We start from the raw sequence: 24,537 nt of genomic DNA on the forward strand, positions 1-24,537 counted from the left end.
CCGCCCGGGTTCTGGCCGATAGGCCGAAAGTAGATGAATACGTACTAAACGCCAGCAGGAGCAAACTTCTTTGGTGGTAGCAGCAAAGTCTACGCCGAATCCTACTAAGCCGCCCGGGCTCCGAGCAGGTTCATTTCTGACTCGGGGTGCTCATCAGGCTCAGCCTGGAAAGCCAGACCTTCTCACCAGGCGGGTTATTTGTGGCCTCTTGGTGCTATCCATCGTTGGTCAGCAACTTGCGATCCCTGGGGTTGGTGTGCCCCTCGCGCTGGTTCTGTTTTGGGTTTGTATCATCGGTCTCTGGGTCGGGGGAAGAATCCGACTTAGCACGTCGAGACTTACTTTTGGATCTTCCCTGGCCCTGGCCTTAGCGGCCTGTCTTGTTGGTTGGCTTCTGCTTAGTAGTGATCCGCCATCGCTTTTTTCATTTGGGTATATCGCCGCCTGCTGGGTGCCATTCCTGTTCGTGGCGCCAAGAACCCAAGGGTTGGATGATGCGATTACGTCCACCTATTTGTGGACTGTCAGCATTCTGGCATTGATTGCGATTATTCAGTTCGGCGTACAAATCGCCGGCGGCCCATTCTTGGATTTGGTCGCCTTATTGTCGAAGGAATACATAATTCCGGGGTACGTCCACAGGGCCAGTCTTGATATTCCAGGACTAGGCGTTCACCTTATTAGGGCCAATGGCATGGTATTCCTTGAGCCCAGCATGGCATCCCAATTTTTCGCCCTAGGCGCCATTATGTCGCTTCGAAAGAAGCCTCTGCTAGTTCCGCTTTTCATTATTGCTGTTCTATTTACCGGGTCCGGGACTGGGATCATCGCGTTAGCCGTTGGAGTTGTTGGATTCGCTCTCACCGGCAGTTCAAAGGAACGAGTCCTTAGCACTCTTGCGGTCGCACTCGGCTTTATTGTTCTGATGCTGACTGGCCTAATTGAAACCGTCTTCGCCCGGAGTAGTGAATTCCAAACCAACGGTAGTTCTGCCTCTTTTCGATTCATCGACCCGTGGGATCATTTGTGGAGATTTGTTGCCGACGCCCCAGAAGCATTAGTCACAGGTCTGGGTCCCGGCGGCGTAAGCGCGACAGCCGAGGCCTATGGTCAGGGTGTGAATTACACATTCACACCAAAGCTCATCGTCGAGTATGGAATACCAATCGGCCTGGCATGCACTGTGGTCATGGCAATGCTCATTATGAAAAGCACGAATCTCCCGCTGGCAGCCAGGCTAGTCTTGGTGGCAATGACGTTCGCGTTGTCAGGCGCTTTAGGCCAACCGGCCTCCGCAATTCTGCTTTGGTGCCTCTGTCAGGCAGAAGTCAAGAAGACACATGCCACAGCAGCCGACGCGTCGGCGGTCCGACGTCCTTTGGCGTCGGGTTACTTGACGCGCTGACGGAGCCTTAAACTTGGTACTGAGCTGTTCCGGATTTGATGCTACGGAATGACTTCAGCGTGATTCCGGTGTATTTGTTGCGTGGGCAGCTGTTAGTTTGGCTTGTAGCTCGTAAGTACCCCCTGTTGAGGTGGGGTGGTCGTCGTTTACGGTGGCCTTGGGAGGGACCGGGGTGGTTGCGGTTTTCGGCTGGGCATCATGGCCCGTGAAAGAGATCGTCACCCCCGGCCTGTCTTCCAAGCAGACCCGATTGAGGGAATTGGTGGCCGGAAGAGAACGGTGCGCAGCACCGGCTTTCGTCCGGGCAGGCACCGGATAACTGGCTCTTCAGAATGCAGAGTGTAGTTTCGGTCTGAATCCTCCAGATTCCAGCAGTGATCTGGCGACGTAGTTGGTGAGATTGCGGAAGCCGAGGGCAGACCCGCGCAGGTGTTCCAGACGTCCGTTGATTGCCTCCGTTGGGCCGTTGGAGGTGCCTGGTCGGTCAAAGTGGCTCTTCAAGGTTCCCGGGGAAATAGGTTCGTGTTGTAGCTAGCAGAGGACTCGTGGTCCTGCTGGGATGAGTGTTATCTACGCATTCAACCTGAACAGGAACCACGAGCCTTGTTAGAGCCTACTTTGGCGGCCGATGATGCTGCCAGCTTGATCTTCAACCTGCCTGATTACCGTGTCACCGGCACCGTGCTGCTCCCGGACGGGGCACGCCATGTCACGGTGGAGACCACGTTCCCGCCGGGCTGCCCGAGTTGCGGCGTCGTCGCTTTCCGGGTGAAGGAGCGCCGGTGCCAGCGGCTGCGTGACGTCCCGGTCGCCGGCCGGGTGGAGCTCCTGTGGGACAAGCGGGCTCTTCAAGGTTCCCGGGGAAATAGGTTCGTGTTGTAGCTAGCAGAGGACTCGTGGTCCTGCTGGGATGAGTGTTATCTACGCATTCAACCTGAACAGGAACCACGAGCCTTGTTAGAGCCTACTTTGGCGGCCGATGATGCTGCCAGCTTGATCTTCAACCTGCCTGATTACCGTGTCACCGGCACCGTGCTGCTCCCGGACGGGGCACGCCATGTCACGGTGGAGACCACGTTCCCGCCGGGCTGCCCGAGTTGCGGCGTCGTCGCTTTCCGGGTGAAGGAGCGCCGGTGCCAGCGGCTGCGTGACGTCCCGGTCGCCGGCCGGGTGGAGCTCCTGTGGGACAAGCGTCGGTGGTTCTGTGACGAGTACCTGTGCGAGCGGAAATCGTTCTGCGAGGCCACGCCGCAGGTCCCGCGCCGGGCCCGGTCGACTCGGCGGCTGCGGCAGACGGTACTCAGGACTCTGGACTTAGCGATTTAGTTTGTGAGTGTCGTTTCTTTGTTTTTGATCTCGAATCGTAGGATCCGGTCCGTGCCGGGATACCGGGTTTCGGTGGCGGTGAGGTGTATGCAAAGTTCGCTTATCGCGGTGGTTGCCCGTTGGGTGGGGAGCGGGTCGAGGCGGATGGTGAGGTAGCCATCGACGCGGGGGTCGATGTCTCCGCTGCCGGTGAGGGCCTGCCGGATCAGGGCGTGTGCTTCGTCCTCGCCGCGGGCGTAGCCGGTGTTGGTCCGGACCTCTCTGGCCAGCGTTGATGCGGTGTTGAACGCGGCCATCCGGATCGCATGGCTGAGGAGTTTCGTCTCGGTCTCGAGGACCTGCTGGTCCGCGGCGATCTCGCCGAGCGGAACCCGGGCGGGGATCTCCCGGTGCGCTGCCTGCGCGGCCTCGAGAGCGGTTTCGGCGGTCAGCAGGTCCGCGGTGATCTTGTTGTGCATGGTGTTCGTGATCAGGACCGTGGATGTTCCCGGCGGCGGGGTGCGGGCGGCGAGCATCGCCGCGTCGGTGTCCGCCAGGGTCTTCTCATACCGGGTCCTGGCGGCCAGGACCTGCTGGTAGGCCTTGCGTTTGGCGGGGTTCGGCACCGACCGTTCCGGGTCGTCATCACTGGAGGTGTAGGCGTCGTGCGAATCCAGGGCGAAGCGGATCCGGGCGTAGCGGAAATAGTTTTCCTGCCGCCACCTGGCGCCCATCCGGTAGATGATCTCCCCGGCGGGCATGCCGGTGTTGGTGGTGAGGATGTGGATCTGCCGGGACCCGCCGCCGGGGGTGCTGACCCGGCGGCTGATCTGGCGCATCGGAAACACTTCCCCGGTCGTACCGACGGGCACCTCAACCTTGGTGTCCGCGGCATTCCACGCCCGGGTTTGCCCGTGCCCGTCGGTGTGGGTGACCTCGGCAAAGTGGGAGGGCCCGATGTCCTCGGTGATGCCTTTGCGCCAGGTCAGCACGTCGAAGTTCTTCTCTGCCATGTGTTGGAAGAGGGCCGGGGACCAGCCGCCCCGGTCAAAACCGACCAGCACCCTCCGGTCATCGCTGACGATGGTGCGCAGGGTCGGAAGGAGACGGCGCAGTTCTCCGGTCAGCGCGGCCCCGGGCTCGGCCATGACCACCAGCACCGGCGCGCCGGCCGCGTCGGCGACCCAGGTTTCCTCGGTCGCGGGGACCGGGAACTTTAACCGGGTGGAGTGGACTTTCCCGATCTTCCGCGTGCCCTGGTAAGCGCGGACATGTCCGTCAACGTAGAGCACCGCAGCCAGATCCTGCCCCGGCTCAGCACTGCCGTTGAGGTGTCTGGCAGCCATCGCGGTCAGCAGATCCCCGGCCTTGCCTCTGCTGGCCAGGGCCGCGGTTTTCCGGCGGAGGGTCTTCACTTCCGGGGCCCGGTCCATACCGAGGACCCGGCCCAAAGCTGCCGGGTCGATCCGGGTGATCCCCTCGGCGCGTGGTTCCCCGGCCAACGCCTGGAACACGGCACCGGTCAGGATGGTCTCCAACCCGTAGAATCCGTTCGGCAACGCCCCGAAGACCTCTTTCGCGCACTCCAGCAGCCCGGTGTGCTCGAGGGCGGGCAGGGCCAGGAACAGTCCGGCCAGCGGCACCCTTGCCGCCGGGGCGAACACCGGGGACGCGCACCCGAACAACCCGGACCGGGCCCAAGCCCGCTCACCGGACCGGTCCACCGGTGCCGGCAGCACCGGCAACTCCTCCTGCAGGAGCTCCGCTGCCGGCCGGTCCGGGTGCGCAGCAGCCGGCTCGTCCGGGGCAGGGGTTTCCATGGCCAGGGTGCGACGGACACTGAATTCAGAGACGCCCACAGCCGCTCCCACCGCCCGCAAGGACAGTCCCGTCGCACGCAGCGACCGGATCTGGGACATCAAGGCTTCGGTCAGCCGGCTGGGCCCTTTCGGACCGGACTTTTCCGGGGCCAACCCCAGCACCCCGGCCGCGCTCAGGTCCTGGCGCCACCGCCATAACGTGCCCGGATCCACACCGAACGCGGCAGCCACCTCAGCGACCGAACCGGCTCTAATATCCGCGAGTTTCGCCGCTGCGAACCGACGGGACACGGAATCCCCGGCGTCCCACCCGTAGGAGAGCTCGCCATGGACGAAAACCCGGCCGCCTTCCTCGTCTTCGACCAGCGACGCGGCGGCCCCTATCGGGACGGCTCCGGCGTCCATCGAGGCAGGCAGAGGCAGCTGAGCAGTCATCGCACCCATCTTCCCACCCCGCTCATTACGACAAATTATCTTGTCTAGATTTTATCGCAAGCAGGGGAAAATTAACAGCCCATCATGTAACAAAAGCACCGGAATCACGCGGAAGTCACTCCCCAGCATCCTCCTGTGTCAGGAGCCCTGGTACTGGACGCGGTCATCACCTCCGGACGGGCGGTGTCCGAGACGGCCATGGCGTTCGGAATCTCGTGGTGGCTGGTCCAGCAGGTCATCGGCGACGCCGCCCTGCGCCTGCCGGACGTGGACTTGCTGGCGCCCAGGATGCTGGGGATCGATGAGCACAGGTACCGGTCCGTGCGGTTCTTCCAGGACCCCGGAACGAAGGCATGGACCCGGTACGAGCCCTGGATGACAACGATCGTGGACCTGGACACCGGCCAGGTCCTGGGCATTGTGGACGGGCGTGACCACAAGGGCGTTGGGGACTGGCTCTTCGCCCGGCCGCTGGACTGGCGGCTCGGCGTGCAGGTCGTCGCAATCGACCCGTCCGCGGCCTTCCGGAAAGCACTGCGGATGTGGTTGCCGCGCACGGCAGTCTCGGTGGATCTCTTCCACGTGACCATGCTGGCCAACGACATGCTCACCACCGTCCGGCAGGGCCTGTCCCAACAGGTCAGGGGCCGGCGGGGCAGGGCCACGGACCCGGCCTCAGGACTCTGGACATAGCGTTTTAATTGTTGGCTGACGTTTCTTTGTTTTTGATCTCGAATCGCAGAATTCGGTCTGTGCCGGGGTAGCGGGTTTCGGTGGCGGTGAGGTGATTGCAGAGTTCACTGATCGCGGTGGTGGCCCGTTGGGTGGGGAGCGGGTCGAGACGGATGGTGAGGTAGCCGTCGATGCGGGGGTCGATGTCTCCGCTGCCGGTGAGGACCTGACGGATCAGGGTGTGGGCTTCGTCCTCGCCGCGGGCGTAGCCGGTGTTGGTCCGGACCTCCCTCGCCAGCGTTGATGCGGTGTTGAACGCGGCCATCCGGATCGCATGGCTGAGCAGTTTCGTCTCGCTCTCCAGGACCTGCTGGCCCGGGGCGATCTCGCCGAGCGGAACCCGGGCAGGGATCCCCTTGTGGGCTGCCTGCGCGGCCTCGAGGGCGGTTTCGGCGGTGAGCAGGTCCGCGGTGATCTCATTGTGCATGGTGTTGGTGATCAGGACCGTGGATGTTCCCGGCGGCGGTGTCCGGGCGGCGAGCATCGCCGCGTCGGTGTCGGCCAGGGTCTTCTCGTACCGGGTCCGGGCGGCGAGGACCTGCTGGTAGGCGACGCGTTTGGCCGGGTTCGGCACCGACCGTTCCGGATCATCGTCAGTGGAGGTGTAGGCGTCGTGGGAATCGAGGGCGAAGCGGATCCGGGCGTAGCGGAAATAGTTTTCCTGCCGCCACCTGGCGCCCATCCGGTAGATGATTTCCCCGGCGGTCATCTCGGTGTTGGTGGTGAGGATGTGGATCTGCCGCACCCTGCCGCCGGGGGTGTTGACCTGCCGGCTGAGCTGGCGCATCGGAAACACTTCCCCGGGAGTGCCTACCGGCACCTCCACGGCAGTGTCGGCCGCTTCCCAGGCACGGGTTTGTCCGTGCCCGTCGGTGTGGGCGACCTCGGTGAACAGGGATGCCGGAACGTCTTCGGTGGTGCCCTTGCGCCAGGTCAGCACATCAAATTTGTTCTCTGCCATGTGCTTGAACAGGGCCGGGGACCAGCCTCCCCGGTCGAAACCGACCAGGACCCGGCGGTCATCGCCGATGATGGTGCGCAGGGTTGGCAGGAGCCGGCGCAGTTCCCCGGTCAGCGCGGCCCCGGGCTCGGCCATGACCACCAGGACCGGCGCGCCGGCAGCGTCGGCGACCCAGGTCTCCTCGGTCGCCGGGACGGGGAACTTCAACCGGGTCGAATGGACCTTCCCGATCTTCCTGGTGCCCTGGTAGGCGCGGACATGTCCGTCAACGTAGAGCACCGCGGCCAGATCCCCACCTCCTTCGTTGCTGCCGTTGAGGTGCCTGGCAGCCATCGCGGTGAGCAGCTCCCCGGCCTTGCCTCTGCTGGCCAGCGCGGCGGTTTTGCGGCGGAGGGTTTTCACTTCCGGGGCGCGGTCCAGGCCGAGGACCCGGCCCAGGGCTGCCGGGTCGATCCGGGTGATCCCTTCGGCGCGTGGTTCCCCGGCCAGGGCCTGGAACACGGCGCCGGTCAGGATGGTCTCCAACCCGTAAAACCCGTTCGGCAGCGCCCCGAAGGTCTCCTTCGCGCACTCCAAAAGTCCCGTGGTCTGCAGGGCGGGCAGGGCCAGCAACAGCCCGGCCAACGGCACACGGGCCGCGGGGGTGAACACCGGTGCCGCGCACTCCACCAACCCGGCCCGGGCCCAGGCCCGCTCTCCGGACCGGTCCACCGGTGCCGGCAGCACCGGCAACCCGGCTGCCGGTGCTGCTGCTTCAGATGTGGCAAGCGGATCAAGCTTCACCGGTTCCGGACCGGTGGGCACCGGCATGGCCAGTGTCCGTCGCACGCTGAATTCGGAGACGCCCACCTTTGCTCCAATCGCCCGCAGCGACAGTCCGGTCGCCCGCAAGGCACGGATTTCGGACATCTTCGGTTCCGTCAGCCGGCTGGGCCCCTTCGGACCAGGCTTCTCCGGGGCCAGACCCAACACCCCTTCCGCGGCCAGGACCTGACGCCACCGCCACAAGGTGATCGCATCAACACCGAACGCGGCAGCGATCCCGGCGACCGAAGCGGCTTTGATGTCCGCCAGTTTCGCCGCCGCGAACCGGCGGGTCGCGATGTCCTTCTCGTCCCAGGCGTAGGAGAGTTCCCCATGAACGAACACGCGCCCACCCGTGGCATCCTCCAGCAGTGACGCCGCGAGCCCTATCGGCACCGCTCCGGCATCCATTGCTTGAGGAAAAGGCAGTTGGGCAGTCATCACGCTCATCATGCCACCCCTCCAAAACCGAACAATCTATTACTTAGATTCTATCGCAAGAGAAGGAGGATTAACAGCCGTACCCATAACAAAAACACCGGAATCCTGCGGAAGTCAGTCGAACACCATCACCCCATGTCCAGAGTCCTGGGCCTGGGCGAACCGGATGCTGCTGCTGAAGGCCCAGGGCTCCTGACACAGGAGGATGCTGGGGAGTGACTTCCGCGTGATTCCGGTGCTTTTGTTACATGATGGGCTGTTAATTTTCCCCTGCTTGCGATAAAATCTAGACAAGATAATTTGTCGTAATGAGCGGGGTGGGAAGATGGGTGCGATGACTGCTCAGCTGCCTCTGCCTGCCTCGATGGACGCCGGAGCCGTCCCGATAGGGGCCGCCGCGTCGCTGGTCGAAGACGAGGAAGGCGGCCGGGTTTTCGTCCATGGCGAGCTCTCCTACGGGTGGGACGCCGGGGATTCCGTGTCCCGTCGGTTCGCAGCGGCGAAACTCGCGGATATTAGAGCCGGTTCGGTCGCTGAGGTGGCTGCCGCGTTCGGTGTGGATCCGGGCACGTTATGGCGGTGGCGCCAGGACCTGAGCGCGGCCGGGGTGCTGGGGTTGGCCCCGGAAAAGTCCGGTCCGAAAGGGCCCAGCCGGCTGACCGAAGCCTTGATGTCCCAGATCCGGTCGCTGCGTGCGACGGGACTGTCCTTGCGGGCGGTGGGAGCGGCTGTGGGCGTCTCTGAATTCAGTGTCCGTCGCACCCTGGCCATGGAAACCCCTGCCCCGGACGAGCCGGCTGCTGCGCACCCGGACCGGCCGGCAGCGGAGCTCCTGCAGGAGGAGTTGCCGGTGCTGCCGGCACCGGTGGACCGGTCCGGTGAGCGGGCTTGGGCCCGGTCCGGGTTGTTCGGGTGCGCGTCCCCGGTGTTCGCCCCGGCGGCAAGGGTGCCGCTGGCCGGACTGTTCCTGGCCCTGCCCGCCCTCGAGCACACCGGGCTGCTGGAGTGCGCGAAAGAGGTCTTCGGGGCGTTGCCGAACGGATTCTACGGGTTGGAGACCATCCTGACCGGTGCCGTGTTCCAGGCGTTGGCCGGGGAACCACGCGCCGAGGGGATCACCCGGATCGACCCGGCAGCTTTGGGCCGGGTCCTCGGTATGGACCGGGCCCCGGAAGTGAAGACCCTCCGCCGGAAAACCGCGGCCCTGGCCAGCAGAGGCAAGGCCGGGGATCTGCTGACCGCGATGGCTGCCAGACACCTCAACGGCAGTGCTGAGCCGGGGCAGGATCTGGCTGCGGTGCTCTACGTTGACGGACATGTCCGCGCTTACCAGGGCACGCGGAAGATCGGGAAAGTCCACTCCACCCGGTTAAAGTTCCCGGTCCCCGCGACCGAGGAAACCTGGGTCGCCGACGCGGCCGGCGCGCCGGTGCTGGTGGTCATGGCCGAGCCCGGGGCCGCGCTGACCGGAGAACTGCGCCGTCTCCTTCCGACCCTGCGCACCATCGTCAGCGATGACCGGAGGGTGCTGGTCGGTTTTGACCGGGGCGGCTGGTCCCCGGCCCTCTTCCAACACATGGCAGAGAAGAACTTCGACGTGCTGACCTGGCGCAAAGGCATCACCGAGGACATCGGGCCCTCCCACTTTGCCGAGGTCACCCACACCGACGGGCACGGGCAAACCCGGGCGTGGAATGCCGCGGACACCAAGGTTGAGGTGCCCGTCGGTACGACCGGGGAAGTGTTTCCGATGCGCCAGATCAGCCGCCGGGTCAGCACCCCCGGCGGCGGGTCCCGGCAGATCCACATCCTCACCACCAACACCGGCATGCCCGCCGGGGAGATCATCTACCGGATGGGCGCCAGGTGGCGGCAGGAAAACTATTTCCGCTACGCCCGGATCCGCTTCGCCCTGGATTCGCACGACGCCTACACCTCCAGTGATGACGACCCGGAACGGTCGGTGCCGAACCCCGCCAAACGCAAGGCCTACCAGCAGGTCCTGGCCGCCAGGACCCGGTATGAGAAGACCCTGGCGGACACCGACGCGGCGATGCTCGCCGCCCGCACCCCGCCGCCGGGAACATCCACGGTCCTGATCACGAACACCATGCACAACAAGATCACCGCGGACCTGCTGACCGCCGAAACCGCTCTCGAGGCCGCGCAGGCAGCGCACCGGGAGATCCCCGCCCGGGTTCCGCTCGGCGAGATCGCCGCGGACCAGCAGGTCCTCGAGACCGAGACGAAACTCCTCAGCCATGCGATCCGGATGGCCGCGTTCAACACCGCATCAACGCTGGCCAGAGAGGTCCGGACCAACACCGGCTACGCCCGCGGCGAGGACGAAGCACACGCCCTGATCCGGCAGGCCCTCACCGGCAGCGGAGACATCGACCCCCGCGTCGATGGCTACCTCACCATCCGCCTCGACCCGCTCCCCACCCAACGGGCAACCACCGCGATAAGCGAACTTTGCATACACCTCACCGCCACCGAAACCCGGTATCCCGGCACGGACCGGATCCTACGATTCGAGATCAAAAACAAAGAAACGACACTCACAAACTAAATCGCTAAGTCCAGAGTCCTGAGGCCAACGAGAACCTCTCAGAACGCGGCCACCACCGGCTGGCCGGCGTCTTCGCCGCTGACGATCCGACCGGCAGCCTCCAAGCCGCCTGGCACGTCAAGGAACAACTACGCACCCTGCTCTCCACCGGGTCCCTCGAAGCCGCAGCCGCCGCGAAGACGGCCCTCGCGGACCTGGTGGAACGCGCCGCGATGCCCGAGACCAACAGGCTCTACCGGACTGTCTGCCGCTGGTGGGCCGAGATCGAAGTCCTCATCGTCACCGGCGCAACAACCGCCAAGGTAGAAGCCAATAACACCGCAATAAAACACATCAAACGCACCGCGCGGGGCTACCGAAACCCGGACAACTACAAATCGCGTATTCTCTTGAGAAGTGCCGCCCGGACGGCAGCATGAGCAATCATCTCAGCAGACCATTCCCCGGGAACCTTGAAGAGCCCCATAATCCCTATCTTTCTCACAGAAGATAGCGGCATCAAACCCGGGACGGTTCAATCCTTCGTGATTCACTGCCGGTGAACTGCCTTGCGCGCACTAAGAATCGATTGTTTTCGAGCCCCTGGCGCTACAGATAAATGACCCGCTCTTGAATGCTTCCACGGATGCGCCCTAAATGGGCACCTAAACGCTCCACAGCCTTGCGCCTTTCTGGTGATCGTTTCCGAGCCGAGAGCAACACGACGCAGCTGTGGCCGATAACAGCTAAGGAGCGCAGCGGATTAGACCGAGGCATGCCTAGTGTTCTGTACTTCGCGTATAGGCGAACGTGGGACGCACCGTAGTTGAATGCCTGGCGGAACACTTGTTTAAGCTGAGCTCGCACGAAGTACTTCACGATAGCCCCTTCGACGAGGTCCGTTGAGTACCCAGCGAAATGGATGCGCCAGAAGTAGTCCGTTTCATCAGCCCCACCCATTAGTTCCTCGTCAAATTTCCCTACGGCTTCAAAGACGGAGCGCGAAAAACCACAATTTGCACCGGCGGGCCAAGGAATGTCCCAGAACATTGTGTATAGCCGCCGCTCTATTGAAAGCCTTTCACCTCCTGGAAGACGCCTGTCCAAGGTTCCGCCGACGGCGACTGAACCATTGGAGACACTCGACGCCATTTCTTGCAGCCAATCCCTATCTACTTCATCGTCGGAATCGCAAAACAATATGAAGTTTCCACCCGATTCGTCGATTCCACGATTGCGGGCGTGATTTATTCCCTTGCGGCCTCCTGCGTCCACTCTTCGAACCCACGGATAGCGCCGCTCAAAGTCCTCAATAATCGACACGGTTGAGTCGGTCGAACCGTTATCTGCCACAAGGACCTCGTATCGCCCATGGAAGCTCTGACTCACCAATGCCGATAGTTGCCTCCTTAAGGTCGTCTCGCCGTTTAGGCACGGAATGACGATGGAAAAATCAATACCTCCAGCATCGGGGGCAGCGCTCAGTTCAGAGTCGATTGGCCGGGAATCCTTGTTCGCCATGATCAGTTCATTCCTACAACGTCCATGGCATCTTCAAACGACTTGACGAAACGTACATCCGGATTAGCTGCCCCAAACCAAGTGTCTGCGTAACTGGACAGCTTTTGGTTGTTGTTATCGATTGCAATAACTTGACGGCCCATTTGCAGACCAATCAACATTGCATGAAGTCGATCAGTAACGATCGTTTCGCCAGTCGCCAAAATGCCGACGCCTCTGTCCATTCGGCCTTGGGCAATAGCCTCCCAGCGGGCAGGATTCGGATTGAGCCAGTCCCCTACGCGCCCGAGGTAGCGATATTTCCACCTAAGCAACGTCTGGCGGCGCGTCCAGGGGTAGTCTTCAAGCCAGTCGACGCTGCCGAATTTCCGCACTGCCTCGCGATTGGCGGCCGACTCGCCGTCGGTTCTAGCCAGTATGACCGTCGATTGAGTGGGGGACGCAGCCTGAATTTGACCGAGCAAGTGAACCGCGTCGGGAGAAATGATGTGATCAGGCAAAGAGTCTACTATCTTGCTTGATGAGTAATTATCGCGTACTCCCATTCGGAAGTTCCTTCGGTCAGCAAGGTGCGTGATGAAGTTTTGCCTTGATACGTCGTCCACGAAATGAACGGATTGAGGCGCCTGTATCAACGGAGTATCAGCGCTCAAGTTCCGCGCCATGGAGTACCTGTGGTTCTCGACCGCAGGATAGAGACCGCCGAAGTTGCCGCCGCCGTGGATCACCACCGGAATCTCGCTCGCGTACACACCCCTGTAGAGCGTTCCTACACAGTAAATTTTCGTCACTTCTATTGCTCGGGTTCGAAAATACTCCAACTCGCCGAGCGCAATCGCCGAATCCCCAACATTTTCATGATCGGGGAAATCAGTGAGAACAACTTCCTTAATACCATCAAAAATACGATCGAAGGCCGAGACGGCCTCATCCTTCATGAAGTCAATATAATCCATTTATTTTCCCTGTCTTCAGATATTTCACACAAGTGCTCATTACTACAACCGAGCTAAACGTTCCAAACAAGAACGAAAGAAGCCATAACACCAAAGCCACTGGCGCCTATAACCATCCCGAGCAGCGGGATTTGCTTCCGTACTAGCCAGACAAGCCATATCATCACTACAAGTTCACGTGCTACAGCCAGCCAAGCCGCAAATGTGAGTCCCGAGACCGCCGCCAGAGCGATGGGAATCGCAAGCAACAAGCCAAGAATCTTAGGCAGCAGACCTGCTCGCAACTTACCTAAGCGAGTGAGATAAATCGTGGCTGTGTATGAGAATATCTGTGGGTATGTGCAGAGGGCCATGACCGGAACTGCCCGCAACGCATCGGCCCATTCATCACCGAGTACCGGCTTCAAAATAAACTCTGTGCCCGCTATCGTCAGGACGATAGTCACGGTTATCATAAGACAAGCTCGACTAAGCAGACGTCTTACATCTCCCTGAGAATCAACATCATTTGCCTTGTCCAGAATTTGCGGGCGAATGACGTTTACACTTGCATTAACTATCGCGTCTCCCAGGCTTCTCGAGACGGACCACGCCAAGTTGTACTGGCCAAGCTTCGCAGTTCCCACAAGTAGGCCCACCAGAACACGGTCTGCTTGGCCTTGGCCCCATCCCAAAGCCGAATAAGTCGAGGCCGATGAAAACTGAGACACAACCGAAGCGGGGGGAATGCCTAAATATTGCGATGCTGGGATCTGCGTAGCCTTCGCCATTCTCACCACCATGAACGCAAAAATCAATTCAACAATTGACACCTGGAGTACACATCCCGCAATAGATCGCGTCATGAGGACGACCGGGAGACTTATGATGAGCGATATTAGGACTGACAGGGACTGAGCCGACGCCAACGCCTTCCATTTGCCCGCACTCTGCAAAGTGGCCACAGATTTAGTTCCTGATGCCATAGCAATTGGGGCAACTGCAAGCGGGCATAGCATCCAAATGGAGCTATGCAGGTGGTTGGGTTGAGTTAGCAGCAACGATACTATAACAACACCAATAATCAACACACCAACAACCATAAATGTTGTCCTATAATTCACTAAGAAACGTAGTCCACTGCGCGTTCTGAGCGCACCTACCGCAACTTGGCGAACTGCTACATCAAAGACGGATTGTAGAAGTGTGAATCCAAGAATGGCCCACGTGTATATTCCAAGAATTGAAGGAGAAACGTAAATTGCCGCCAGAAACATCAGGAGTGCCGTTGCTGCCCGTGGCATTATCCGCTCAATGAATGACCACAGCAAACTACCTAACATTCAGCACTTCTCAATTTCCAACCCGATTAATAACCTGAAAATGCAAGGCCGCAAACTTGGGTCTTTTGTCATCTTCTGGATATACCGAGGGCTAATTCAGCAAAGGCTCGTCCGGATGCCATCGAAGTGAAGGAACGGATCCCTTGCTGCAGAGATCTAGACTTCTCGATCCAGAGTACGTTGGAGATCAAAAGATCACAGCAAATTTTGGCAAAACCTGATTCAGTGTTAGCGACACTCAAACCGCCTGAAATTGCATCTAGTCCTCGGGCGCCAATTGTTGTCGTCACAACAGGAATGCCGTTTTCACTTGGCGGGCCAACCTTCATGTTCACGCCGCTTCCCCCAAAGACCGGGTTGACAAAAATTCGAACTGATGACATCACCGGTTCGAGATCAGATACTTCCCCGAGGTATTCTACTCCTTCGCTCCTACTCAATTCGCGGACAAGGGTCGGACTGGCCCTTCGGCCGGCGACGATTAGACTCGCTTCTGGGCAGGTTTTCCTAACAAGCGGTAGCACGTCAGCAATGAACCATCGGAGCCCCTGTACAGCCTGAGGCGCGTCCAAGGAACCTACGAAGAGAATCTTCGTGTTATCTGGTGGCGTCCGAATGGGAGATTCGATGTCGTGAGTGACCTCTGTGAGCACGGGAGGAATCAGGCGAGTCGGGACGCCCAAGGCCTCATAGCAACTGGAGTCTGCATCTGACAGAACTGCGGCAAAGTCGACTTTTCGCATAAGCGCTGGCAGCAGCCGCTTGAGCCTAATAGCCTCAGCGCGGTAATACGCACCTCGAATAAGACCTGCATCCCCAGCCAAACTGTTCATGTACGCCACTTCGTCATTGTGGCTACGAAGAATTAATGGTGCGTCCAGCCGTTCCGCCAATTTCGCACCCATATTAAGAGTCCACTCGTGGGAAGCAATTACGGCATTGATCACAGGGCCGGATGTTATCGAAGTCACTTGCGCCCGCCCAATGACTCTACTTGAGAGCTGGTACGGAGACAGCGGGTGCCGGAGCGATGAACTGAGCGCCGAGGCGCGCTTGATGAAGATAGCCTCTGGGTCAATTGCTCGGTGCCGTTCTCGGTCTGCCGGAGGGATATCGAGCCTGTGGGAAACCAGGAGTCGTACTTTAATTCCCGCTTGAATCAGCCCAGTACATTCGCCTAAAGCCTCGGCGCGTCCACCGCTGTTCGTCGGAAAAAGCGAATCATCTGCAATGAATAGAACGCTCACGCTCGCGACCTTTCTGGTGCTCGGTAGCCCGGCCGGTTGATTCGTGTCAGTGCAAGGATATTGAGGAAGGTCTCAAAGGAGTGGCCCGTCGGCGGTCGAGGACGTGCATGTCTCGCTGTGTGTCGATTAGTGAAATTCGAGTCGATGCTGCGCAGCCAATTCAGCGGCTAACGGCGCTGTCAGTCCGCTCCACGGGGCCGCAACTCTGACTGCCTCCCGACCGATATTATGCAAGCCGCCGGGACATGTCCATTTTGTTCGAAACCACCGCGGCTTACCATGCCGAGGAACGTCCTGCTCTCGGCGGTCCCGCACGCCTGCCGCTGCAACAAATAGCGGATCGGGCAAAGGCGCCGGGTTGGCTGCCGACAGCTCAGCATCGCCTGCCACCGTCCCAGGCAAATGCACGGTACGACCGTGGCCCGACGACCGACGGATAGTGCAACATTGCAGTTGGTGTGAGCTCCACATGTAATCTGATTCAAAACAAGGCACTCTGGGGGGCAGATGCGAAATGCGCTCGATTGGCGTATCAAATATTCACGGAGGCTTGCGGTAATCGATGCCGCTGTTGTGATCTGGGCAGTTGCCGGAGCGTACATCGTCCGTTTCGGGTTCGAGGAAACGACCGGCGACCAGGACGCAACTTACGTTTGGCTTTCTATCGTATTAGCCCTTGTTTGGTGGTTCATGCTCGGTGCATGGAGCAGCCGTGCAAGTCGCATATTAGGTACCGGATCAGACGAGTACAAGAGAGTCGCCGCTGCATCGCTCTGGTTGTTTGGACTCGTTGCCATCGTGTCCTACGTGTTTCGATTCGACACAGCACGCGGTTACGTGGGTGTCGCGCTGCCGGCCGGCGTTTTCGGACTGTTGCTCGCTCGCTGGCATCTTCGCCAACACCTAAGCGTGGAGCGCGGACGCGGAAACAGTATGTCGAGACTGTTACTCATGGGCGGCCCGAGTGCTGTTGCCCATCTAGCTTCGTCTCTCGACAAAGCAACGCAGTCTGGGTATCTTCCGGTCGCTGCCTATATCCCGGGTCAGCAGGATCATCCGGAAGTGGAAGCCAAATCTGGTCTGGAAGTCTTAGGCTACAAACCGGATACTGAATCCATCATGGCTGCAATCCGTCGTTGCGGGGCGGATGCCGTCGCGGTCTCCGCTGGCGTGCAGTTACACCCCCAGACTCTCAGGCACCTGGGATGGGAGTTGGCAGCGCGGAACATCGGACTGATCATGGCACCGGCCCTGACCGACATAGCGGGTCCACGCATCCACACTCAGCAGGTCGCGGGATTACCTCTAATTCACGTCACAACACCAACGCTCGAGGGCGGTCAACGAGTTGCCAAGCGACTGTTCGACATTGTCGTCGCGGGATTCCTGATCGTGGTCTTCGCACCCCTTATGGCAATTATTGCGCTCATGGTGAGAATCGACACTCGCGGACCGACACTGTTCCGACAGGAACGCGTCGGCATAGAAGGAACTCACTTTAGGATGTTGAAATTCCGGTCGATGGTAGTTGATGCTGAACTTCAGCTCGCAGAACTGGCACACCGCAATGAAGGTAACGGGATACTCTTCAAAATAAAGGACGATCCACGTATTACTCGAGTCGGGGGATTCCTGCGAAAATACAGCCTGGACGAACTGCCGCAACTCTTCAATATCTTCGCCGGTTCGATGAGCCTCGTTGGACCGAGACCTCCTTTGCCGAGCGAGGTCGAAGTGTACGAGCAAGACGTCCGGCGCCGGCTTTTGGTGAAACCCGGCTTGACCGGACTCTGGCAGGTAAGTGGACGCTCGAATCTCTCTTGGCAGGACTCAGTCAGGCTCGACCTTTACTACGTAGAAAACTGGTCGTTAGCGGGCGATCTGGTGATCCTTCTCAGAACAGTTCGTGCTGTCTTTCACAGCACGGGCGCCTACTGACCCTCCATCTGCCAAATACTCATATCCGGAAGGATGCCGCTCTTCATGACGGATTCCAATGACACGAATCCCGAGCACCGCAAGATTTTGGGGCACTCTGGCCGCGGCTTCAGGACACGTCGCCGCTTTCGCAACCGACTTCTTGTTGCCGGCGCTTGGACACTAGCCGCGGCAGCTGTCTTGATTTTTGCCCTGACCTGGCTGGGCGCGAAAGCCACAACTATAAGCACAGAGTTAGACGCGGCTTCCCAGCTGATACCCCAGCTCAAAGGCAATATCTCTGCTAACGACCCAGAAGGGGCTGCCCTTACCGTCGACGAGCTGAGGTCTCACACCGAGACCGCGCGCGCTGCTGCTGAAGATCCGCTTTGGAGCCTGGCATCCGCGGTGCCCGCATTGGGTAGCAACTTCAGTGCTGTCGCAGAGGTCGCACGTTCGGCGGATGACGTCGCCACCCTGGGTGTAGCACCGCTCGTCAATGTATTCGAATCCCTCAACTGGGACAGCCTTATGCCGAATAGCGCAGGCACGGATTTAGCCGCCCTCCAAAAAGCATCTCCAAGCGTCTCATCCGCAGCTCATGCTGTTCGCGTATCCGCCGATCGTCTGGAGCGAATCGATACCAGCTTTCTCGTACCACAAGTCGCTGAACCTTTAACGCGAGCTCGCGGGCAACTCGAAGAAGTGACCGACGCGTTGGACGCTTCGGCCAACGCCTCGGAGATTGTTCCAAGCATGTTGGGTGGGCAGGGTCCGCGCAGCTACTTGCTGATCATCCAGAACAACTCTGAAGTCCGTGCATCCGGTGGCATCCCGGGAGCTTTAGCCGTGGTAAAGCTCGACCAAGGTAAAATCTCATTGGGCGAGCAAAGCAGCGCTGCGGGTGTCGGTCTCATGTCGCCAATTGTGCCGTTAGACCCAGAACAGCGGCAGATCTACTCCGCGCGCCTAGGCAAGTTCATGCAGGATGTGAACCTGACGCCCGACTTCCCAACGGCAGCCAGCACAGCTCAGGCCATGTGGGAGAGAAAGTCCGGGCAGCGAGTTGATGGTGTGATCTCCGTTGACCCAGTTGCATTGGGCTACATTCTGGATGCCACCGGGCCCGTGGCGATCTCGCATCCGGAGCTGTCGGCACTCGCATCCGTGGGCTTGCCGACAGAGCTAACCGGTAAGAACATTGTCCAAACTCTGCTCTCAGACGTGTATGCACGAATCCAGCAGCCCGCTCTCCAAGACGCCTACTTCGCCGGCGTCGCCCAGGAGATCTTTGCAGCGTTGTCAGACGGCAGGGGCAACGCGAAAAGCCTGATCGACGGGCTCACGCGGGGAACTGCCGAAGGCCGTGTCCTGGTCTGGTCTGGACTCCCGGCGGAACAGTCCGTGATAAGCAAGTACGCCTTGAGCGGATCCATTGCTGGGCCTAGCATTGCCCCGGCCCAGTTTGGTGTTTACTTCAACGACGGTACCGGCGCCAAGATGGATTACTACGTCAAACGTACTGTCCAACTCGTGAAGGAATGCTCGCAAAACGGGTACGAACAAACAACTGTTCGCGTCACGAGCATAAATACTGCACCTGCGGACGCGGCGACTTCCTTGCCGGCCTACGTCACCGGTGGAGGGGTCTTTGGGGTGCCTGCCGGATCAGTACAAACCAACATCGTGGCGTATGGGCCGGTACAGGCGAACATGGAAACGGCTAAATTGGACGGGCAAAGAACCGATTTCGCTGCCCACCGGCACGCCAACAGGCCAGTCGGAGTACTGGCCGTCAAGCTAGCGCCCGGTGAAAGCAAAACCGTGGAGTTTACCTTCGGGGAGATTGTCCAGCACACGGAACCTAACCTGGTTGTCACACCCATGGTGCAAGCTGTCAAAGACGTGATCCTGCCGACACAAACCTTGCCGTGTGGCTAGCGAGGGTGGCGGGCGCGTTAACACTGTGTAAACCGTCCTGATTGACATTGCTCACAGCTCAACACAAGTGGTAACGTCTTTTTGGGATATATATCCGGGATTTTCGCACAGGTCTCGTGCGGAGAGGAACCTCCTCAATCGGGTACACCAAAAACTTTACGTCTCCGGGGGGACACTAATGAAAAAAATACTCGCAGCACTCGCACTTGCCGGCTCCATCGCGTTGATCGGCTCAGCACCGGCCATGGCCACCACGTACCCGGCCCTTCCGCCGCAGGCCGCCGTTTCTGACGGCACCGTTGGCCCGGGTGAGCAGTTCGTCTTCCGTGGCCAGGGCATGTTTGCCGGTGAATCACTCACCATCACCGTGACACCGGGCAACCCGCCCGCAGCCGGCGGTGCCACCATCGGCGCCACCTCGGTTTCGGCAAAGATCCCGGTTTTCTTGGCGCCCCAGACCTTCGCTGCCACCGCTGACGCGCAGGGCGCGTTCGCGTTCCCGCTCACCATTGCCACGTCCGGAACCTACTCCATCACGGCAACGGGTAACACCTCTGGCATCACTGTTGGCCCCGTCACGGTTGTTGTGGACCCGAGCTTCGCCAGCAATGGTGCAGCACTCGCCAACACCGGCGGCGGCGCAGCACTCGCCAACACCGGCGGCCTTGCCAACACCGGCGCCGACTCCGGCCTGATCCTGTGGACCCTAGTGGGCGCAGGCGCACTGGCCGCCGGCGCAGCATCGGTAGTTGTAGTTCGCCGCCGCGCCAAGACCGAGGCAGCAGCGTAACCGCAGCACTTCACAAGCACCAAAGAGGGTGGGTGGTTCTCCGGGAAACCGGAGAACCACCCACCCTCGGCATTTAACTGCTCAGGCTCAGACATGTGGTATCTATAAGAGTTATGGGGAGACATTGGCGCAGTTCACGACCACAGTTCGACTTTTCTGTACCCCTACCCCGCCCCGAGTGGCTCCCTTACATACTCTTGGCGCTCTTGACTGCAGCCGCCCTCGGAACTGCTGCCCTCGCCCTGCTGAAAACCACCTGAGAGCCCTTTGAGAGGCCCAACGAACCCGAGGCTCTGGCGCACCATGCTGGCGGCCATGCTGGTGCCGCTGGCCCTGGTGGCGTTCTGGCCCAGCCCCGTCGATCAGCCTGTGCAGGGCCAACTCGCCAGCGTCCTGAAATTCCTGCACGCCCATGGAGTTCCTGCGTGGTTCAATTACCAATTTGTCGAGGCATCCGCCAATGTGGCGCTCTTCATTCCGCTCGGTTCGGTGGCTGCCATGGCATATCCTCGTATCCCGTGGTGGCAGATCGGAATTTTCGGGCTCGTTGTCTCGGGCTGCATCGAACTGGGCCAGCTGCTGTTTCTTCACAACCGGTTCGCGAGTGCGCTGGATCTTGTCACAAACACCGGAGGGGCCGTCATTGGCGCTCTACTGGTCACTGCGGCCGTTAAAGGACTACAGGCCCGTCGCTGGTCAGCGGCCGGCCTGTAGGGCGTCACAGAAGCATCAGGACTTAGCCAACGAAAGCCTTCAGCCACGTCTTCAAGTCCTCGCCGAACTCCACGCGCTCGGACGCCAACGTGATGACTGCTTTGAGGTAGCTCAGCTTGTCGCCGGTATCGAAGCGCCGGCCCTTGAAGACCACCCCGTACACGCCCGATCCTTCACTTTCGCCGGTGGCCATGGTCTGGAGCGCGTCGGTCAGCTGGATTTCTCCGCCGCGGCCGGGCTCCGTGTTTTCCAGGACGCCGAACACCGAGGGGTGCAGCACGTACCGGCCGATGACAGCCAGGTTGGACGGCGCCTCGCCGACGGCCGGCTTCTCGACCAGTTTGTTGACGCGGACGTAGTCTTCGCCTTCGATGGCCGTGATGTCCGCGCAGCCGTAAGCACTGATCTGCGACGGGTCCACCTCGATGAGGGCGACAACCGATCCACCGGTCTTCTGCTGCACCTCGATCATGGTGGTCAGGAGCGACTCGGCCTCATCGATGAGGTCGTCGCCCAGTAGTACGGCGAAGGGCTCGTTGCCCACATGCTGACGCGCACAGAGCACAGCATGGCCCAACCCCTTGGCTTCGCCCTGGCGGACGTAGTGGATGGGGCCCAGGTCGGACGCCTCGTGCACCAGGTCCAGGCGACCCTGATCGCCCTTCAGCTCCAGCGCACGCTCCAATCCGGGTTCACGGTCGAAGTGGTCCTCAAGGGCACGCTTGCTGCGCCCCGTGATCATCAAAATGTCGTCGAGGCCGGCCTTGACGGCTTCCTCCACGACGTACTGGATAGCCGGGCGGTCAACCACCGGCAACATTTCCTTCGGCATCGCCTTGGTGGCAGGCAGGAAGCGCGTCCCCAGACCGGCAGCAGGAATGACGGCTTTTGTAATAGATTTCCCCATAGTCATAGGTGCACCTTACAAATCGTTGGCAAAAAAGCGCAATTTGATTTCGACAGGCTCAATCACCGGGCCTGGGTTTCGGGCCCGCTCAATCACCGGGCCTGGGTTTCGACAGGCTCAACCAACGAACTTTGGCTCTCGCTTCTCCTGGAACGCCCGGAAGCCCTCGGCGTAGTCCGCGCTCTTGCAGAGGCGTGCCTGCTCGGCGTTTTCCTCGGCCATGGCGTCCCACAGGCCCAGCCGCTGGTCGCGGATGTGCGCCACCAGCTCCTTGCTCGCAGTGAACGCGCCCGTTGCCCCGGCGGCCACCTTCGTCACAATTTCCCTAGTGTTGCCCAGTAATTCATCGGCAGGCATCGCCCGGCTGAACATCCCCTGCGCCACGGCCTCCGTGCCGGACATGAGCTCGGCCGTGTAGATCAGGTCCAGCGTCCGGTGCATCCCCAGACGCTCGGTGAAGTACCAATGCCCGCCCGAATCCAGCGTCGCCCCCAGCTTGGCGAACGGAGAGCCGAACTTCGCATTCTCCGCCACGTACACCACGTCCGTGGCCAGCAGCAGGCCCAGCCCCACACCCAGGCAGGCACCCTGCGCGGCGGCGAACGTCGGCGCGGGGAACTCACTCATCTGCTTCAGCAACGGCTGCACCAGCCCACCCAGGTAGGCCTCGGCGTCGTCCGTTTCCGGCGTCACGCCCGAAATGTCCCGGCCCGCGCAGAAGGCGCGGCCTTCTCCCCTGAGCAGCAGCGCCCGCACCTCACCGCGTGAGGCGGCGGCAGCGGCGTCGTCGTACGCCTGTGCTAAATCCGCAAGCGCCTGCTCGTCGAGGGAGTTCAGCTTGTACGGCGCGTCCAGGACAACTTCGGCGATGTTGTTGGCGATGGAGAGGGAGATCATTGGGCTCCTTGGGTTGGGTTCGGGGGTTTCGACAGGCTCAACCACCGAGGGGTTTCGACGGTTTCGACAAGCTCAACCACCGAGACCACCGGGGCCTCGTTAGACGTCGAAGTCGACTGATACATCTTTGCTGGTGGGGTGGCTCTGGCAGGTCAGGACGTACCCCTTGTCCAGTTCATCCTGCTCCAGCGCGTAGTTCTCGTCCATGGTCACGGTGCCGGTGACCAGTTTGGCGCGGCATGTCCCGCACACTCCCCCGGCGCACGCGAACGGGACATCCGCCCGGACCCGCAACGCGGCGTTCAGGATCGACTCGCGGGCGTGCGTGGGGCTGGCCACCTCGCCCTGCAGGCCGTCCAGCTTAAACGTGATCCTGTACGCCTCCTGAGACTCGTCCACCACCACGGGACGGCCGGCATTGCCCTCCGGCCGGTCCGGCTTCCCGCTCGTAAACAGCTCGAACCGCACGTGCTCCGGCTTCACCCCGCGCTCGGCCAGGGTGTCCCGGCACAGCTGCACCAGCTCGAACGGCCCGCACAGGAACCACTCGTCCACATCGTCCGCGTGGATGGCGGTGCCCAGCAGCTGCCGCAGCTTCCCGGCGTCGATCCGTCCGCTGAGCAGCGGCGCGATCCGCTGCTCGCGGGAGAGCACGTGGTGGATGGCCAGCCGCTGCGGGTACCTGTCCTTCAGGTCCGCCAGCTCCTCCAGGAACATCACGTCCATGGCGGCCTTGTTGGCGTAGATCAGGTCAAAACGCGTCTCCGGGTTGGCCGCCAGCAGCGTGCGGGCGATCGCGATCACCGGGGTGATGCCCGAGCCCGCCGCGATGGCCACGAAACTGCCTCCCCCAATGGAGGCAGTTTCACCCGCCAGGTCTTCCGGGTGGTTCATGGAGTTCATGACGTTCTGCTCCACGGCCTTGCCGTCCCGGCCGTGCTTGGACACAAACGCGCCCATGGGGCTCATGACCTCCAGGGTGTCCCCCGCCTTCAGCTCCGCATTGGCCCACGTGGAAAACAGCCCGCCCAGGTCCTGCTTCACCGCCACCCGGATCTCGCTGCTGCCATCCGGGAAGCTGCGCGGCTCGGCACAGATGGAATAGCTGCGCCGCACCTCATGCGGCTCGCCGTTCTCATCCGCCAGCGTGGTGCGCAGGGCCACATACTGGCCGGGCAGGTAGTCGAACTGGCCGGCGAGCTCTTCGGGGACGCCGAACGTCACCTCGATGGCGTCCTCGGTCAGCCGGCGCACCTCCGCGACGGTGAGGGTGTGGAAGGACGGACGACGGCGGCCGCTGGCTAGCGCCGATTCGGCGGCGGTCTGGCGCACAACAGGCATGGGGCTTCCTTACAGGACTTTGAAGTAGTCGAACGGTTCCAGGCAGTCCTTGCAGACGTACAGCGCCTTGCAGGACGTGGAGCCGAACCGGGTGAGTTCCTTGGTGTTCAGGGACGAGCACTGCGGGCACTTCACGGCCATCTGCAGGCGGATGGGGCCGTGGTGGCCGCCGGCTGCTGCCATGCCCGACGGCGGGGCGATGCCGTACTCCTTGAGCTTCGCCTTCCCGGCGTCCGTCATCCAATCCGTGGTCCAGGCCGGGGCGAGCACCAGGTCCACCTCTGCTGTGTAGCCTTCCTTGGCGAAGGCTGTCTTCAGGTCGTCGCGGATGGCGTCCATGGCCGGGCAGCCCGAGTACGTGGGCGTGATGGTGACCGTGACGTTGTTGTCTTTTATTTCCACGTTGCGCAGGATGCCCAGATCCGCGATGGTGAGCACGGGGATCTCCGGATCGCAGACCGTGGCGGCGATGTCCCGCGCCTTCTGCCGGGGCGTCAGGGTCCGCGTTTCGAAGTCCGAGATGTACATGG

At 61.1% G+C, this 24,537-nt stretch carries 20 protein-coding genes and 1 pseudogene; 10 read left to right on the forward strand and 11 right to left on the reverse strand.

From position 1 onward, the window contains the following. Nucleotides 1-487 precede the first annotated feature (487 nt). Nucleotides 488-1,405, forward strand: a complete 918-nt coding sequence (locus tag FYJ92_RS14915; RefSeq protein ID WP_185261392.1) for a hypothetical protein — start codon at nucleotides 488-490, stop codon at nucleotides 1,403-1,405. 327 nt (nucleotides 1,406-1,732) lie between these two features. Here FYJ92_RS14915 and FYJ92_RS14920 read toward each other — a convergent pair. Further along, nucleotides 1,733-1,900: pseudogene (locus FYJ92_RS14920) on the reverse strand (transposase); the annotation flags it as partial. A gap of 147 nt (nucleotides 1,901-2,047) precedes the next feature. On the opposite strand from FYJ92_RS14920, the gene FYJ92_RS14925 reads away from it, so the two are divergent. Together FYJ92_RS14925 and FYJ92_RS14930 are read left to right on the forward strand one after the other, a co-directional pair. After that, nucleotides 2,048-2,287, forward strand: coding sequence for a transposase family protein (locus FYJ92_RS14925; RefSeq protein WP_185261393.1), 240 nt, complete (start codon nucleotides 2,048-2,050; stop codon nucleotides 2,285-2,287). 111 nt (nucleotides 2,288-2,398) lie between these two features. After that, nucleotides 2,399-2,731, forward strand: a complete 333-nt coding sequence (locus FYJ92_RS14930; protein ID WP_185261394.1) for a transposase family protein — start codon at nucleotides 2,399-2,401, stop codon at nucleotides 2,729-2,731. On the opposite strand, the gene FYJ92_RS14935 is transcribed toward FYJ92_RS14930, so the two are convergent. Further along, the gene (locus FYJ92_RS14935; RefSeq protein WP_185261395.1) at nucleotides 2,728-4,965 is read right to left on the reverse strand and encodes a helix-turn-helix domain containing protein; all 2,238 of its coding nucleotides are present in this window, start codon (nucleotides 4,963-4,965) and stop codon (nucleotides 2,728-2,730) included. The two genes, FYJ92_RS14930 and FYJ92_RS14935, sit on opposite strands and share 4 nt — an antisense overlap. Nucleotides 4,966-5,100: 135 nt before the next feature. Between FYJ92_RS14935 and FYJ92_RS14940 the strand changes: the two genes are divergently transcribed. Beyond that, the gene (locus tag FYJ92_RS14940) at nucleotides 5,101-5,658 is read left to right on the forward strand and encodes a transposase (protein WP_255482134.1); all 558 of its coding nucleotides are present in this window, start codon (nucleotides 5,101-5,103) and stop codon (nucleotides 5,656-5,658) included. Between the two features lie 4 nt (nucleotides 5,659-5,662). Here the strand turns inward: FYJ92_RS14940 and FYJ92_RS14945 are convergent, their stop codons facing one another. Continuing rightward, entirely contained in the window at nucleotides 5,663-7,903 is a 2,241-nt protein-coding gene (locus FYJ92_RS14945) for a helix-turn-helix domain-containing protein (RefSeq protein WP_185261396.1), read from the reverse strand. A 334-nt stretch (nucleotides 7,904-8,237) separates the two neighbouring features. Here FYJ92_RS14945 and FYJ92_RS14950 point away from each other — a divergent pair, with 334 nt between their 5' ends. Next, nucleotides 8,238-10,475: a helix-turn-helix domain containing protein gene (locus FYJ92_RS14950; RefSeq protein WP_185261395.1), complete on the forward strand. Its 2,238-nt coding sequence runs from the start codon at nucleotides 8,238-8,240 to the stop codon at nucleotides 10,473-10,475. A gap of 59 nt (nucleotides 10,476-10,534) precedes the next feature. Then, on the forward strand, nucleotides 10,535-10,894 hold the full coding sequence (locus tag FYJ92_RS14955; protein ID WP_255482426.1) for a transposase: 360 nt from the start codon (nucleotides 10,535-10,537) through the stop codon (nucleotides 10,892-10,894). 169 nt (nucleotides 10,895-11,063) lie between these two features. Here the strand turns inward: FYJ92_RS14955 and FYJ92_RS14960 are convergent, their stop codons facing one another. The 4 genes from FYJ92_RS14960 to FYJ92_RS14975 all read right to left on the reverse strand — a co-directional run bounded on the left by FYJ92_RS14960 (nucleotide 11,064) and on the right by FYJ92_RS14975 (nucleotide 15,500). Further along, nucleotides 11,064-11,975, reverse strand: a complete 912-nt coding sequence (locus FYJ92_RS14960) for a glycosyltransferase family 2 protein (RefSeq protein ID WP_185261397.1) — start codon at nucleotides 11,973-11,975, stop codon at nucleotides 11,064-11,066. A gap of 2 nt (nucleotides 11,976-11,977) precedes the next feature. Continuing rightward, nucleotides 11,978-12,931, reverse strand: a complete 954-nt coding sequence (locus FYJ92_RS14965) for a polysaccharide pyruvyl transferase family protein (protein ID WP_185261398.1) — start codon at nucleotides 12,929-12,931, stop codon at nucleotides 11,978-11,980. Nucleotides 12,932-12,984: 53 nt separating this feature from the next. After that, nucleotides 12,985-14,241: a lipopolysaccharide biosynthesis protein gene (locus FYJ92_RS14970; protein ID WP_185261399.1), complete on the reverse strand. Its 1,257-nt coding sequence runs from the start codon at nucleotides 14,239-14,241 to the stop codon at nucleotides 12,985-12,987. 80 nt (nucleotides 14,242-14,321) lie between these two features. Then, complete coding sequence (locus tag FYJ92_RS14975) at nucleotides 14,322-15,500, reverse strand: glycosyltransferase (protein WP_185261400.1); 1,179 nt, start codon at nucleotides 15,498-15,500, stop codon at nucleotides 14,322-14,324. A gap of 507 nt (nucleotides 15,501-16,007) precedes the next feature. Between FYJ92_RS14975 and FYJ92_RS14980 the strand changes: the two genes are divergently transcribed. The 4 genes from FYJ92_RS14980 (at nucleotide 16,008) to FYJ92_RS14995 (ending at nucleotide 20,862) form a co-directional block, all read left to right on the forward strand. Then, nucleotides 16,008-17,438 (forward strand): sugar transferase, encoded by a 1,431-nt coding sequence (locus tag FYJ92_RS14980; protein ID WP_185261401.1) that lies wholly within the window; start codon nucleotides 16,008-16,010, stop codon nucleotides 17,436-17,438. Nucleotides 17,439-17,483: 45 nt separating this feature from the next. Further along, entirely contained in the window at nucleotides 17,484-19,358 is a 1,875-nt protein-coding gene (locus tag FYJ92_RS14985) for a DUF4012 domain-containing protein (protein ID WP_185261402.1), read from the forward strand. Nucleotides 19,359-19,536: 178 nt separating this feature from the next. After that, on the forward strand, nucleotides 19,537-20,148 hold the full coding sequence (locus FYJ92_RS14990) for an LPXTG cell wall anchor domain-containing protein (RefSeq protein WP_185261403.1): 612 nt from the start codon (nucleotides 19,537-19,539) through the stop codon (nucleotides 20,146-20,148). 267 nt (nucleotides 20,149-20,415) lie between these two features. Continuing rightward, nucleotides 20,416-20,862, forward strand: a complete 447-nt coding sequence (locus FYJ92_RS14995; RefSeq protein WP_255482135.1) for a VanZ family protein — start codon at nucleotides 20,416-20,418, stop codon at nucleotides 20,860-20,862. Between the two features lie 22 nt (nucleotides 20,863-20,884). On the opposite strand, the gene galU is transcribed toward FYJ92_RS14995, so the two are convergent. From galU to paaD, 4 genes are all read right to left on the reverse strand, one after another. Then, nucleotides 20,885-21,775, reverse strand: coding sequence for a UTP--glucose-1-phosphate uridylyltransferase GalU (gene galU / locus FYJ92_RS15000; RefSeq protein WP_185261404.1), 891 nt, complete (start codon nucleotides 21,773-21,775; stop codon nucleotides 20,885-20,887). 111 nt (nucleotides 21,776-21,886) lie between these two features. Continuing rightward, a complete protein-coding gene (locus FYJ92_RS15005) occupies nucleotides 21,887-22,666 on the reverse strand; it encodes an enoyl-CoA hydratase/isomerase family protein (RefSeq protein WP_185261405.1) in 780 nt (259 codons plus the stop codon). 99 nt (nucleotides 22,667-22,765) lie between these two features. Continuing rightward, on the reverse strand, nucleotides 22,766-24,007 hold the full coding sequence (gene paaE, locus FYJ92_RS15010) for a 1,2-phenylacetyl-CoA epoxidase subunit PaaE (RefSeq protein ID WP_185261406.1): 1,242 nt from the start codon (nucleotides 24,005-24,007) through the stop codon (nucleotides 22,766-22,768). Between the two features lie 9 nt (nucleotides 24,008-24,016). After that, nucleotides 24,017-24,535: a 1,2-phenylacetyl-CoA epoxidase subunit PaaD gene (paaD, locus tag FYJ92_RS15015; protein ID WP_185263826.1), complete on the reverse strand. Its 519-nt coding sequence runs from the start codon at nucleotides 24,533-24,535 to the stop codon at nucleotides 24,017-24,019. Between the last annotated feature and the right edge of the window lie 2 nt (nucleotides 24,536-24,537).

The sequence above is a fragment of the Pseudarthrobacter sp. NBSH8 genome, assembly GCF_014217545.1.
Taxonomy (GTDB): Bacteria; Actinomycetota; Actinomycetes; order Actinomycetales; family Micrococcaceae; genus Arthrobacter.